The 14,288-nt window shown below is 28.4% G+C and carries 18 protein-coding genes; all 18 read right to left on the bottom strand.

Translation table 11 applies throughout. The features are described 5' to 3' along the window. The 18 genes from xseB to ACTG46_RS05950 all read right to left on the bottom strand — a co-directional run bounded on the left by xseB (position 1) and on the right by ACTG46_RS05950 (position 14,255). Positions 1–216 (bottom strand): exodeoxyribonuclease VII small subunit, encoded by a 216-nt coding sequence (xseB, locus tag ACTG46_RS06035; RefSeq protein WP_003419178.1) that lies wholly within the window; start codon positions 214–216, stop codon positions 1–3. Position 217: 1 nt separating this feature from the next. Further along, a complete protein-coding gene (gene xseA, locus ACTG46_RS06030; protein ID WP_054269709.1) occupies positions 218–1,423 on the bottom strand; it encodes an exodeoxyribonuclease VII large subunit in 1,206 nt (401 codons plus the stop codon). After that, positions 1,420–2,490: a Kae1-like domain-containing protein gene (locus ACTG46_RS06025; RefSeq protein WP_479923755.1), complete on the bottom strand. Its 1,071-nt coding sequence runs from the start codon at positions 2,488–2,490 to the stop codon at positions 1,420–1,422. The genes xseA and ACTG46_RS06025 overlap by 4 nt, the downstream gene beginning before the upstream one ends. Beyond that, positions 2,474–2,980, bottom strand: coding sequence for a transcription antitermination factor NusB (nusB, locus tag ACTG46_RS06020; protein ID WP_054276249.1), 507 nt, complete (start codon positions 2,978–2,980; stop codon positions 2,474–2,476). Before nusB ends, ACTG46_RS06025 begins: the two co-directional genes overlap by 17 nt. Before the next feature lie 85 nt (positions 2,981–3,065). Further along, positions 3,066–3,428: an Asp23/Gls24 family envelope stress response protein gene (locus ACTG46_RS06015; protein WP_021383951.1), complete on the bottom strand. Its 363-nt coding sequence runs from the start codon at positions 3,426–3,428 to the stop codon at positions 3,066–3,068. Positions 3,429–3,537: 109 nt separating this feature from the next. Continuing rightward, positions 3,538–4,224: a SpoIIIAH-like family protein gene (locus ACTG46_RS06010; protein WP_054269706.1), complete on the bottom strand. Its 687-nt coding sequence runs from the start codon at positions 4,222–4,224 to the stop codon at positions 3,538–3,540. A 26-nt stretch (positions 4,225–4,250) separates the two neighbouring features. Further along, positions 4,251–4,805: a hypothetical protein gene (locus tag ACTG46_RS06005; RefSeq protein WP_054269705.1), complete on the bottom strand. Its 555-nt coding sequence runs from the start codon at positions 4,803–4,805 to the stop codon at positions 4,251–4,253. A gap of 11 nt (positions 4,806–4,816) precedes the next feature. Beyond that, on the bottom strand, positions 4,817–5,434 hold the full coding sequence (locus tag ACTG46_RS06000; RefSeq protein ID WP_054269704.1) for a stage III sporulation protein AF: 618 nt from the start codon (positions 5,432–5,434) through the stop codon (positions 4,817–4,819). A gap of 54 nt (positions 5,435–5,488) precedes the next feature. Further along, complete coding sequence (gene spoIIIAE / locus ACTG46_RS05995) at positions 5,489–6,694, bottom strand: stage III sporulation protein AE (RefSeq protein WP_054269703.1); 1,206 nt, start codon at positions 6,692–6,694, stop codon at positions 5,489–5,491. A gap of 84 nt (positions 6,695–6,778) precedes the next feature. After that, positions 6,779–7,156 carry a stage III sporulation protein AD gene (gene spoIIIAD / locus ACTG46_RS05990; protein WP_003428424.1) on the bottom strand — a complete coding sequence of 126 codons (378 nt, stop codon included), beginning with the start codon at positions 7,154–7,156 and terminating at the stop codon, positions 6,779–6,781. 23 nt (positions 7,157–7,179) lie between these two features. Beyond that, the gene (gene spoIIIAC / locus ACTG46_RS05985) at positions 7,180–7,377 is read right to left on the bottom strand and encodes a stage III sporulation protein AC (RefSeq protein WP_009888937.1); all 198 of its coding nucleotides are present in this window, start codon (positions 7,375–7,377) and stop codon (positions 7,180–7,182) included. Between the two features lie 17 nt (positions 7,378–7,394). Beyond that, positions 7,395–7,916: a stage III sporulation protein AB gene (locus ACTG46_RS05980; RefSeq protein WP_219673579.1), complete on the bottom strand. Its 522-nt coding sequence runs from the start codon at positions 7,914–7,916 to the stop codon at positions 7,395–7,397. Further along, complete coding sequence (spoIIIAA, locus tag ACTG46_RS05975) at positions 7,906–8,874, bottom strand: stage III sporulation protein AA (RefSeq protein WP_054269701.1); 969 nt, start codon at positions 8,872–8,874, stop codon at positions 7,906–7,908. Before spoIIIAA ends, ACTG46_RS05980 begins: the two co-directional genes overlap by 11 nt. 220 nt (positions 8,875–9,094) lie before the next feature. Further along, complete coding sequence (locus ACTG46_RS05970) at positions 9,095–11,080, bottom strand: fructose-bisphosphatase class III (RefSeq protein ID WP_054276248.1); 1,986 nt, start codon at positions 11,078–11,080, stop codon at positions 9,095–9,097. 88 nt (positions 11,081–11,168) lie between these two features. After that, the gene (locus ACTG46_RS05965) at positions 11,169–11,708 is read right to left on the bottom strand and encodes a GNAT family N-acetyltransferase (protein ID WP_054276247.1); all 540 of its coding nucleotides are present in this window, start codon (positions 11,706–11,708) and stop codon (positions 11,169–11,171) included. A 205-nt stretch (positions 11,709–11,913) separates the two neighbouring features. Next, a complete protein-coding gene (locus ACTG46_RS05960) occupies positions 11,914–13,227 on the bottom strand; it encodes an APC family permease (protein ID WP_479923754.1) in 1,314 nt (437 codons plus the stop codon). 21 nt (positions 13,228–13,248) lie between these two features. Beyond that, the gene (locus ACTG46_RS05955; RefSeq protein ID WP_074178860.1) at positions 13,249–13,974 is read right to left on the bottom strand and encodes a gamma-glutamyl-gamma-aminobutyrate hydrolase family protein; all 726 of its coding nucleotides are present in this window, start codon (positions 13,972–13,974) and stop codon (positions 13,249–13,251) included. 35 nt (positions 13,975–14,009) lie between these two features. Then, complete coding sequence (locus tag ACTG46_RS05950; protein ID WP_054269697.1) at positions 14,010–14,255, bottom strand: TIGR03905 family TSCPD domain-containing protein; 246 nt, start codon at positions 14,253–14,255, stop codon at positions 14,010–14,012. Between the last annotated feature and the right edge of the window lie 33 nt (positions 14,256–14,288).

Genomic DNA, 14,288 nt, shown 5'->3' with positions numbered 1-14,288 from the left:
TTATTCCTCCTCAATTTTAAAATCTTCTTCTATTCCTAATTGATTAAATTTACTTATTTTCAATTTAGCATCATCTAAAAGCTTATTACAATGTTTGTAAAGGCTTATACCTTCTTCATACAAGCTTAAAGATTCATCTAAGCTAGCATTTTTAGATTCTAGTTCATTTAATATACTCTCTAATCTTTTATAAGCTTCTTCATAAGTTAAATTCATACTATACCTCTTTATTTTCAATTTTATCTATCATACATTCCAAATTTCCATCTTTTAAGACTATCTCTATGTTATCTTTTGTTTTCAATCCTTTTATACTGTTTATTACTTTTCCATCTTTTTGGGCTATGCTATAACCTCTATCCATAGTAGCTAATGGACTTAAATTATGAAGTAATGCTCCAATCTTTATTAGTTTCTCATCTTCCAATTTCAAATTATTTTCTATTCCAAAAATTATTTTATCATATATTTTATCTAATTGTATAACTTTATCTTTTATTGTATAAGAATCTAAATAGTTATTTATCTTGTTAAATGCTGATTCTAACCTGTATTGGTCTAGCTCAATTTGATTTGTAAGAGACTTACTCATTCTACTTTTTATATTTCCAAGTTTGTAATTTATATCATCTAACGATGGAGTAGCAATCTCTGCTGCTGCGGATGGTGTTGGTGCTCTCATATCAGATACAAAGTCACAAATAGTAAAATCAGTTTCATGCCCAACTGCTGATATTATTGGAATCTGAGAATTAAAAACCTCTCTTGCTACCATTTCATCATTAAAAGACCAAAGCTCTTCTATTGAACCCCCACCTCTACCAATTATAAGTGTATCAACATTCTTCATATGATTAAAAAATCTTATTGCTTCACATATTTCTTCTGCTGATTTATCTCCTTGAACCGTTACTGGATAAAGCTTTATATTAATTTTAGGGTATCTTCTTTTTATAACATTTATTATATCTCTTATAACAGCACCTGTTGGAGATGTTATAACTCCAATTGAGTTTGGCATTTTAGGTATAGGTATCTTGTATTTAGAGTCAAATAAACCTTCTTTAGCAAGTTTTTCTTTTAATCTATTAAATTCTATGTGTAAATTCCCTATTCCCTCTATTTCAATTTCATTAATATATAATTGATACGCACCATCTCTTTCGTAGACCGATATGTATCCACTAGCTATAACTTTCACACCATTGTCTAATTTTAGATTACGATTAAAATTACTTTTAAAAATTACACAGTTTAACTTTGATGTTTCATCTTTAAGTGATAAATATACATTCCCACTACTATGAACCTTAAAATTGGAAATCTCTCCTTTAACCTTAAGATTAGAAAGTATTGGGTCGTTTATTAAAATTCTTTTAATATATGAGTTTGCTTCACTTATATCTAAAGCTCTTAGTTTCATACTCTTTCTCCTAAAAAGTTATTCAATCCTATTATAGCACACCCAACAGCATTATCAGTTGAATATTGTGGTTCTGTAAAATGAGCTTCTATATGTTTTTTTCTTAATTTTAGACTTAATTCTTTAAGAATATACCTACTTGCAGAAACTCCACCTGCAAAAACTACTTCATCTACATTATAAGTTTCACATAAATAAACTAAAGATTTAAACATATTTCTAACTACTGAATCTAATACTAATTTAGATACATATTCTTTTTGATTAGTATTATCTTTATTGTCTTTTATAATCTGGTTTACCTGATTCTCTAATCCAGATAAATTCATATATCCATCTCTCACAGAAGTTTTCAGACCACTTTCTATTTTAAAGTTACAATTTAAAGCATTTTCATCTAAATATTTTCCTGAAGGAAACTTATATCCCAACTTAACTCCTACTCTATCTATAAGTTGACCAAAGCTAATATCTTTACTTCCTCCAATTATATCTATATTATATCCAAAATTATTGTATAGCTTACTTTTATCATCTTTTTTATTACTTATTCTGGTAATTGCACCTAAGCTACTATCCAATATATTATAATTATCATCCATTTTGTTTATTAAAAGTATCTCTGTAGTGCCACCAGACATATGAACAGAAATAAATCTATTATTATTTTTTAACTTACTATTTAATAAACTTGCTTCAATATGATTTTCTTGATGAGTAGTCTCATAAAATCTACAACCATATATACTTGATAATAACTTTCCAAAATTATATCCTACATTAAATACAGGCATATATGAGTTTTCAACTGGTCTAGGTCTTATAGTTGAACAGACACCTTCTATATTAAACTTATCTTTAAATGACTTTACTCTATCACTTAAAAGCCCTAAATTATTTACATGCTGGAATACAGCTTCACTTTGTCTTAGTCCTTTTGTATTTTCTCTTACTTCTAGCATTATTTTCTCATTAAAGATAACTTTCTTATCTAAAGAGATAGCTGCTATAGAAGTAGTATAGCAGCTAGTATCAATTCCAATTATTATATTATTTACCGATTTCATCAACAACACTTCCCAATATACCATTTATAAATTTAGGAGACTTATCATCACAATATATCTTTGCAAGCTCTACAGCTTCATTTATTGACACTTTATTAGGAGTGTCCAAATAAGCTATTTCACATACAGATAATCTAAGTATAGACACATCTACCTTTGGCATTCTATCTACTGTCCAGTTTTTAGCATGCTTGTTTATTAACTCATCTATCTTATCATGATTTTCTTTTAGTTCTTTGCATACTCTGCTTATATAGTTTCTGTCTATAACATCTTCAAGCTTAGTATCTTCTAGCTTTAAATTTGCATTATTTGAATACTGAAGTGCAAGCTCTTCATATCTATTTATAATATGTTCTGAATTATCATTTAAAAAAGTATCTACTTTATCATCTAAAGTTTCAAAATCTTCCTTATTAATATTTATCTGGTATATAAGTTTCATTATATATTCTCTTGTTGTACTCTTTTGTGCCCTATCTTTTTTCATCAATCAAAATTCTCCTTTAAGTTTAATTATCTATATAAAAATCAAATGCCAACAAAAAACCCTCTGACTTTTCAGAGGGCTAATATTAATTTTTCTTAGTTGCTTTTGCTTCTTCTTTATCAACTTTATCTTTCTTAAAGCTGATTCCTTGAATGTGTATATTTACTTGAGAAACCTTCAGTCCTGTCATTGTCTCAACAGTATTTTTTACATTTTCTTGAACTTTAAAAGCTGTATCTGGTATTGACATCCCATATTTTATCATAACCATTACATCTAAATTAACATCCTCTTCTTCTATTTGTATTTTTACTCCATTATTTTTTAACAACTTATCTGTTAATGTTGCTGTAGTTTCTATGCCTTCAACTTCTAATGCTGCTAGACCAGCTATTGTAGCTATTACATCATTAGATATTTTTACTTGTCCAAACTTATTATCTTCCATATTAAAACTTACCTCCTGATTTTAAGGAACTATTTTTATAAGTATAATAATACCAAATACAAGTCTACTTTGCAAGAAAATAACCTCAGTTAATTCTGAGGTTTATTTTTTACTTTTTATTATTATTTGTAAGTTTAATATTTTCATACTTTACATTAGCTTGTTCTGCAACTAAGTCAAATATTTTTGCTGCATCTTTCTTATCTAATTTAGCTTCATTTACCACTACATTGACTTTACTATCACTTATATAAACTAATGCTTCTTCATATCCTTTTGTACTCAAGAGATTTTCTATTTGAAGTTCTTTTTCTTGAATTTTAACTATATTTAATTTCATATTAGAAGCTTCTTTTCTAGATTCTTCTGTTGTAGATGGATTATTTATCATTTCATTTAAATCTTGAACTAGTTCATTTCTTTGCTTTTCTCTATTCATTTTCATATCTAAAATATAAGATGCTTTTTTCATATTTTTCTCAGATGATAGTTGTTCTTTTATTTCTTTACTTGTTTCAGTTACCTTTTCTTTTACTTTACTAGCTTTACTATCAACTATTTCTATATCAGCACTTTCTTTTGCATCTTGTTTATTCACATTACTAGAATCCTCTGTTTTACTACTATCACTATCATCAGTATTTTTCTGTAATTGAGCTTCTTCATATGCCTTAAACTCTTTTGATGTTTCTAATAAAGATTTCTTACTCAATTGATAATTTACTGTTCCTACTACAACCAACATTGCAGTTAAAGTTATTATTACAAATCCTCTTCCCTTATAATTAAACTTCATTCATTTATCCCCCCGGTTATATGTATTTATTTAGAATATATTTCTACTTGATGTCCAGCTACTTGTAATGATGTTTGTACTGCACTATAAAGTGTTTCTTTCACACTTGGGTCATTAGCTCCACTTGCTACTACTATCACTCCCTTTATCTTTGGCTCTGTAGTTTTTATAACTACAGGGTCACTTGAATTTGAAGTTATCATTGTTTTATTTTCACTAGAAGTCGTAACTGTTCTTTCTCCTCCTTGTGCATCTTTTTCCTCTGTTGTCTCTGTTGTTTGATTTGAATTAAAAGCAGGTTGTATTTCTTCACTTGATTCAAATGTAACCATTACATCAACATCCCCTGCACCATCAATTTTAGATAGTATTGTTGTTAACTTTGATTCCAAATCATCTTTTTCTTGTTCTTTAGTAACTTGTTTTTCAGTATTTTTGTTAGCCTCTGTTTTTCCAACTTGTTTATCGCTTTTGCTACTAGGAAAACAAGACAATAAGACTAATGACACCACACAGATTCCAGCTATAGTTATTAGTGAATATACCTTTCTCTTATCTTTGTCATTTAAGTTTTTCAACATTCTCCCAACTCCTATTTATCAATTTGTATATCTTCTATAGAAACATCAAGCACCTTTATTAAGTCATTTTTTAATTTGTTTTCATTTAGGTTCAGTTCATATTCTGTACCTTTTTTAAAAACTTGTTTAGAATTTTCTTTGTCATTAGAGTTTATGTTTTCTTCATCCTCTTTAGTACTATTATTTTTATTTTCTTCATCAATATTGCCATTACTTTTTGTACTATCATTTTTTTCTTTTATTTTTATATTATTTATATTTGCTCCGTTAAGCTCTATATCTTCTAAATCGTAACCATACTCATCAAGTTTCAATTTAAGCACTTCTTTTAAACCATCCTCATATCCTTTAGATAAACTATTGTTTCCAGTTTCTTTTGCTAAAGCATTTGTACTATCTACATATTGTTTGTTGTAGTTACCCATAGACTTCAAGATTCTATCTTCTAAGCTCATATCTTTTGAAAAAAATCCTACTACTGGAGTTATTACAATAAATACAAACATAAAGTTTAAAACTAAGTTGACATAAGGTTTTATCTTAGAACTTGGTAAAATCATATCTACTATATTTACTATAAATGCTCCTATTAAAACACTAACAATCCATGCCTTTATGCCCTCTAACATAGCTTCCCCCTCTCTACAAACTCTAAATTCGATGCAATTTTATATTGATATATATTATCCTTGACTTACGACACTTATCGATGTCAAGATAGCCACAGTTACAAAGAACATTATTGTTATGGCAATTACTGATGCTAGCATTATTATCATTAGATTTGCAACTTCATTTAAAAAATTAGATATCCCATCTTCTCCAACTGGCTCTACAATTATTGCAGCTAACTTGTACACTACTATTACTGATAAAATTTTTATAACTGGAAGTAAACAAATTCCAACAAGTAAGATAAGCCCTATTCCTCCAAATATATTTTTTATAAGCTGAGATGAAGATAATAGAATATCCACAGAATCAGATACAAATCCTCCAACAACAGGAATAAAATTACCTATAGCAAACTTAGCGGTCTTGACACTGAATTTATCAAAACTAGTTACATACAATCCTTGTATAGATACAAGTCCTAAATAAACGGTAAACATCGCCCCAATAGAAACATAATTTATTTGCTTTACAAAGGAGAAAAATCGTTTTAACCTTATATTTTTTGATAAATTGTTTATTATTAAAATACCAAATGCAACAGTAATTGATACAAATAAAAAGTTCTTGAAAAATACGTTTATAAATGTTACTCCTCCTATAAAGATAGGATTCAAAGTAGTAGATGTTATTGGAAATCCAATTAAAAGTAAAAATGTTATTAATATTGGCATTATAACTTGCATGAGACCTACAGTATGGTCTATTGCATCATAGCAAATCTGTAATACATCCTTAAATCCAACAAGTGTGAGTGATACCATTGTGATAAATATTATATATGTTGCGATTTGACTTACTGCACCTGATGAAAAAGAGTTTTCTAAGCTTTTTAAAATGGATGATAATAAAGCCAGTACTAAAATCACTGCTACTACCTTTAAACTTGCTTTAAATTCGTCAAACATCAATATCTTCAATCCATCTTTATTAAATAAATCTAAGATATTTTTTTTGCCACTAATTAAATCTTTTACAAACGATTTTAAATTAACATCATTAATAACTATTTCCTTATTTATATAGTCTTGTATTTCATTTATATCTAGCTTGTCTAACTGCCCATCTATATATTTATCTATGCTATTTTTTGTTTCACCATATTCCTTATCTTCACTACTTGGTACTTCATTGGCGAATATCATAATAGCAAAGATATTTATAAAAAAGAAAGTAAATACAAAACCTATAATCATTGGTAAAAATCTTTTTTTCATAAGCAACCATGCCTCTCTTCACTCTATAAACCTCAATACAACGAAATCTCTTTAATATACCTATAGTTATCTTAAGATACACAACTATGGAATTATGTTCACTACCATTTCTACAATGGATAGAAGTATAGGGAAAGACATTGACATCACTATTATTTTTCCTCCAAACTCTAACTTAGAAGCAATGTTTCCTTCCCCACAATCTTTGCAAAGTTGTATTGCAAATTCCATTAAATATGCTATCCCAATTAATTTTATTATTAATGATATGTACATGGTTGGGATATTAGCTTTATTAGCTAAATCTTGTATGCTATCCACTATAAAGTTCAGCTTAAACATAACTGATAATAGTATTATTACTCCAGTTATTATAGCTATGAAATTTGCTATTTCTGGTCTATCTTTTTTAATTACTAAACAGAGTGTAGTTGAAATGATTGCAATTCCTATTAATTGCATTATTTCCAAATTACTCCCTCCCTTTAGTAAAGTTGAAACATTGTTCTTACAGTATTAAATAAATCACTTATTTCTGTTATTACCATTCCCAATACGATTATCACACCTGCCAATGTAGTAAGACCTGCCCAATCTTTTCTATCTGTTTTTTCCAATATCATATTCAATACTGATATTAGAATCCCAACGCCTGCAACCTTTAATATCAATGATATCTCCATAATAAACCTCCCCATATTTAAATCAATATAATACATATACCTATGCCTATAAATGTGACTAATTTTTTATACAATACACCTTTTTTGTTTATGTCATCTTTTGTCTCATAAGTCTGTTTTTTTAAATTTTCTATAGATAAATCTATCATTCTTTGTTGTGACTCTATATCACTTTTACCTAAAGTAAGTATTAGATTTTTTAACTCCTCAATTTCTTTATTACCTAGATAAGTCTCTTTGTTTAAAACATCAATATTTTCTAATATTATCATTTCTAAAGTTTTGCCTTGTTCATTGTGAAGCTCTTCTGATACTTGAAGAAAAAACTTCCAAAAACAAAATTCTTTATTATCACCTATCCTCTTAAAAATCTCTTCCAATGTATAAAGTCCGAAAGATAAATCCATCCTTAATATTTCTAAAACTCTTATTAAATCATTTAATTGTTTATGTCTACGAGTATAAGTCTTGTATATGTGTTCACCTATCAAATAACTACTTCCTATTAAAAGAGCTATAATAATTATCTTAATTTGCAAAATACCATCTCTTTTCTTCTAAATCATAAATTTTTTCAATTGTTCCAGCACCTCTTTTTGCAGAAAGAATTATAACTTTTTTAAATAATTCTTTATCTAGAAGCCTATTTAATTCTTTTCTATTTTGTATATCCTCTATCGAATCTCCATGTACAGTAGTTATTAGTCCTATCCCTCCATTTAATGCTGTATATAATGCCTTTATCTCTTTTTCACTTCCAATCTCATCTGTCACAATAACATTTGGTGACATAGACCTTAAAAGCATCGTAATCCCCAAGTCTTTTGGGCAAGTTTCTATTATGTCAGTCCTTATCCCAACATCCATTTGTGGAACTCCTAGATAAGCACCTGCTATCTCATTACGCTCATCCACTAGAGCTACTTTTAAGCCTTTAAACCCATAATCCTCATTACCATTACTTAAATTCCTTACTATATCTCTTATTAAAGTTGTTTTTCCACATTGAGGTGGCGATATTATCAGAGTATTATTAATCTGATTTTTTCCATTTATGATATGACTTAAAATCTTATTTGAGCATCCAATGATTTCTCTTGATACTCTTATATTTAAAGACGATATATGCTTTATATTTTTGACTTGTCCATCTTCTACTATTGCTTTCCCAACTAATCCTACTCTATGCCCTCCTCTCAAAGTTATAAATCCTTTTTTTATATCATCCATAAATGAATGTATTGAGTATTTACATATTATTTGAAAAGTTTGCTCTACATCTTCTCTTGTCACTACATATGAGTCTTGTTGATTTAAATCGAGTGTCATAGTTTTTTGATTATAAAAATAATCCTTAGAGTTTGCATTTAGTATCAATGGTTTTTGTGAGCGTAACCTAATTTCTTCTATATTTAGATTATTGTTTGAGATTTTTTCTACCTTTTCTCTTATAGTTGTAGAAAGAGAGTTTATTATTTCATCAGAAAGTTTATTCATTTCTTGTCCTCCTCCTTTGTTTATATAATTCTATTTATAAAGGACAAGGAATATTACCAAAACATATATATTTTTTAAAATAATATTTATAAATAAAAAAATGACTCCATTTCTTTTGGATTCACTTAATACATAGACTCTATTAAACTACTATTATTAATCTTTATAAGATATTACTCAATAAAAAAGACACTTCAAATATGAAGTGTCTCTATAATAATTACATTTCTTTTATTAGTCCTTTTTTATAAGCCATTAAAAGTAGCTTTAAATCTTCTATTTCTTCTTGTATTTTTACTCCTTCATCGGTATCTCTCACCATTTTTCTCTTTGCCTTATGCTCTACTACAACAGTTGTCGATAAAATATCGCTTTCATTTGCAATAGCTTCCTCAGCAGAATTAAATGGTTCATGTGATACTAATTGTAGAGTTCTAGAATTATATATCAAAGTGTATCCAGCTATACCAGTCGTTTTTTGATACGCTCTAGAAAAACCACCATCTATAACAAGAATTTTACCATTAGCTTTTATTGGACTCTCTCCATTTTTACTTTCTACAGGTACATGACCATTTATTATATGTGATTCATCAAGTTCTAAATCAAATTCCTCAAATATTCTTTTACAAGCCATTTCATTTTCTCTAAGCTTAAAATAAGGGTTCTTATTTTCTTTATGAGTCTCTTTTTCTGCTATAAAGTATCTTTCAAATGTTGTCATATCATCTTTGCCAAATAATGATGAACATTTTCCAGTCCACAAATACCACATAATATCCATACCATATAACTTTTCTTCTGCCTTATCCTTAAAGAAAAACCCTTCTCTTGCTAGAGATTCCATTTTATCCATAAGAGCCTTACCTTTATACTCTTTTCCCATTATATTCATAGACATAAAACTTCCATCTTCATTTAATGGTACACATCCATGAATCAGTAAATTTAAGTTTGCCTTTAAATATATGCTTCCTTTAGAAAATAAAAACGAAACGTGTTTTTGTAATTTTTCACTACCTCTAAATGAGGATACCAATTTATCAATAACATTTTTTTCTTCTATTGTTAATTTGTATGGGTCTTTTTTGTCTATTGTAGGCAGATAAGTATCTTTTAATTTATATGTCTTTCCATTTAAAGTAATTGTACCTTCATCATAGTTTATCATATTAAGCAAAAGTCTATGTTCCATCTCAAATTCAGGTCTTCTTCTTATAACTTCACCTTCAAGTTTAAATTGGATTATACTTATTGCTTTGTGCATCTTAGCCATCAACGACTTTTCTGTTATTGTTACACTTTGGTCATTAATCTTTGGAATAAATTCTTTACAAGGGTCATCCTTATATGTATCTATAGCAAAAGTTGCTAGAGGTAATAGATTTATTCCATATATGTCTTCTACAATGTCTAAATTAGCATATCTAGCTGATATTCTAAGAGCATTTGCTATACAAGTTTTTTCACCTGATGCTGCCCCCATCCATAATATATCATGATTTCCCCATTGAATATCTACACAATGATGTTCAATAAGCTTGTCGACAATTATATCTGGTCTTGGACCTCTATCGTAAATATCTCCTATTACATGCAATCTATCAACAACTAATTTTTGTATGACTGTAGAAATAGCAATTATAAATTCTTTTGCTATCCCTATGTTGACTATCGTTTCAACTATACTTTTATAGTACTCTTCTTTATGTTCACTTTTGACATGCTCATGTAAAACTTCTTCTATTATGTATTTAAAATTTTCTGGCAAAAGTTTTCTAACTTTGGACCTAGTATATTTGCTAGAAGCATACTTACAAAGTTCTATAAGTCTATAAATATTTATTCTATAAAAATCATCTATATTTTCCTCTTGCTTAATTATTAGGTCTAACTTTTGTTCAGGATAATATACAAGAGTTGCCAACATCTTTTTCTCGCTATCTCTTATTGTATTTGAAAACAATTCTTCTATTTTTCTCTTTATTACACCAGAACCATTTTTTAATACGTGCACAAATGGCTCATATTCGCCATGTACATCTGTTATAAAATGTTCTGTTCCCTTTGGAAGATTTAATATAGCCTCTAAATTTATTATTTCTGTACTTGCTTTTGATATACTTGGATATTGTTTTGATAATAACTTTAAATACTTCAGTTTGCTGTTTAAATAATCATCTGATATTTTACACAGATTTTTCATAATTCGTCCTCCAAAATTATATTAAGTTATATTCTTTTTTAATTATACCATACTTAATATACTTTTTTCGAGATAAAATGTACACTAATTATATTCCTAATAAAAGTGACATTCCTACTAAATCTGTATAAACACCATTATAATAACATTCTTTCTTTAATATACTCTCTACTTCAAATCCAACCTTTTTGTATAATCCTATAGCACTATGATTTTCTTCATTAGTAACAAGAGTTATTTTCTTAGTTATTCCATTTGATTTACACCATTCTATAAGGTCTAACATCAGTCTTTTTCCCAATCCAATTCCCCAATATTTTTCTTTTACAACAATTCCTAATACTCCAACATGCTTTCCTTTTGCTTTTTGATTAGAATCAATTGTCGCAATACCAACTATCTCACTATCTATAAATGCAATCAGTTTTACTGAATTATCAGATGCTTTTGCTGCTTCTATAGCATTTTCTTGTTCCTCTAATGATACTTTGTATTCATCTTTTCCAAATGAGAGAAAATGAGTTTCCCCTCCTACTTCATTATAAAAATCTATAATGTTTTGAGCATCTTCTTTTACTGCCTCTCTAATAAGTATGTCCACACCATTTTTTAAAGTTATTGTTGGCATAAATTTACCTCCTAACAAGTTTTTTATCTATAAACATAATACTATTGTTTTTAGCCTATTACAATATTTTTCATGTATTAATAACAATACAAGGTTATACTAAAATAAAAAATCAATAATATTTTAATATAACCTTATATATATTTTTATATATTTAATTTTCTGCCAATATCCAACTTTATTTCAATTAAATTTTATAATACAATTAAACTATTTTTTTTAATTCTTCTCCATAAATTTTTCTGTTATAAGACTTCATTATAAAATATAATGGTACTCCAATTGCCAATGCTCCTAATCCCATAATTAATTGATGCATAGATGCCTGGAATAACAGCCAAGTCCCAACGCATACTGCAATTAAAGGAATCACTGCTCCAAATGGAGTTTTAAAAGTACCTACTAATTCTGGTCTTTTCTTTCTAAATACTAATACTGATAAAGATGTTGGTATATACTGTATAAATCTAGCAACTGCACTTATTGCTGCTAATTCAGCAAAACTTCCAGATAAAGCTATTGGTATAGTAATTATCATAGTGGCTATTATTGCTACATATGGTGTACCTTTTTTATCTTTTCTTGCAAATAATCTAGGTAGCATTTTATCATCAGCCAAAGCTACACAACTTCTTGGATTTACGAAAGCACCACACATACAAATTCCTCCCACAGAAACCAGTGTACCAAAAGTTACCAATCCCGCACCCATATTTCCAAAACATATTCTTGCAGCATCTGCGACTGGTGTAGATGTACTAGATAATAAATCTCCTAGTATACCAACACATACAACTTGATTTAATATGTATATTATTGATGCAATTGCTATTACACTTATAATTGCTATTGGTATATTCTTTTTAGGGTTCTCCATATCTTCTGCTGCAACTGCTATAGATTCAAATCCTGTAAATGAATAAAACATTAAAAGTGCTGCTGCCCCAAACTCTGTTACCCCAGCTCCTGGAGGTACCATTGTTGAAGTAGTAAAATTAACTCCTTTTATGAAGAATATACCTATTCCTATAAATAATATTAATGGAATTAGTTTACCTACAGTTATAACATTCTGTACAATTTTTGATAAAGATACACCTAATAAGTTTATAATTGTAAGACCAACTATCATAGTTACAATTATAATTTTCTGTATATGAGGGTCGCCTGCTGGAGCCCATACTGCTGACAATGATGTAGGAAAACCTACTATTAATGCTCCCCAAGATATACATCCTATTACCCATTTCATAAGACCTACTTCAAAGCCACAAAAATCTCCAAAAGCTTCTTTAGTATATACATAGGCCGCACCATTTTTATTAAATTTACCTGCCACCTCAGCAAAACAGAATGCCATTGATAAAACCAATAACATATCAAACATATATACAAATATACTTGCTACACCAAATGATTTCATTGCATCTCCTGGTAATAGGAAAACTCCAGCTCCTACAACTGCGTTAATACCTAAAAGTATAATACTTATTAATCCCATTTTATTCTTTTCGTTCATGTTCAATCCCCCCAAGGTATATTATAAATTTGAACAAATATTTATAAAATATTCAAACAATTTTTCCATCTTGTTACAGTACTCTACCATCATTTCTGGATGCCACTGTACTCCTACTACAAAATTTTCATCCTCTTTCTGAATAGCTTCTATTATACCATCTTTTGAATAGGCTATGGCTTTTAATCCTTTTCCAAGCTCATTAACACTTTGATGATGATAGCTATTTGTAAGTAATTGTTTTCCTAAGATTCCTTCTAAAATACTACCTTCTTTAACATCTACTTTATGAGTAGCTACATATCTCTTTGCAGATTGTGTATGTTTTATATAACTTCCTTCTATAAGATTATTATCTTGATATAAAGTTCCTCCTAAACTTACATTTAATATTTGTAGCCCCCTACATATACCTAATATAGGTTTTTTAAGTTCTAATGCTATACTTATAGCTATTAAATCAAACTCATCCACTTCTGGATATATAAATGTGGTTTCTTCTCTTGTTTCTTCTCCATATAATTGAGGATTAACATCCCAACCTCCAGATATTAAAACTCCATCAACCATCTCAATCTGTTTTTTTATAACTTCTTTATCTGTATTTACTGGAATTATAACTGGACTACCTCCACCTTTTAGTACAGCATTTATGTAATCATTATTTACATATGACCTTTCAAGACCTGGAAACATTCCATTCTCCATTATTATTAAATTTCCTAAAATCCCTATTATTGGTTTCATAATCAAGCTCCTAACTAATCGATTGTTTTGTGTATTTATTTTATATTTATATAATTTTCCAATGCTAGAGAAAGTTGATCTGGACAAGATGTTGGTTTTGTCTTACATTCAATTCCTTTTAATTTTTTAATTACATCTTCTATATTCATACCTTCAACTAATATTTTTAGTCCTTTTAAATTTCCATCACATCCACCAATAAAATTTACATTTGTAACTTTATTTTCTTTTACTTCAAATTCAATTTCTGTAGCACAAGTCCCTGTTGTTTTATATTTCATAACTAAACCTCCCAATTATTTTGTCGTCTTATC

Source organism: Clostridioides sp. LIBA-7678 (genome assembly GCF_056716065.1).
Note: the sequence above shows the minus strand (reverse complement) of the source record. Positions and strands in the feature narration are given on the sequence as shown.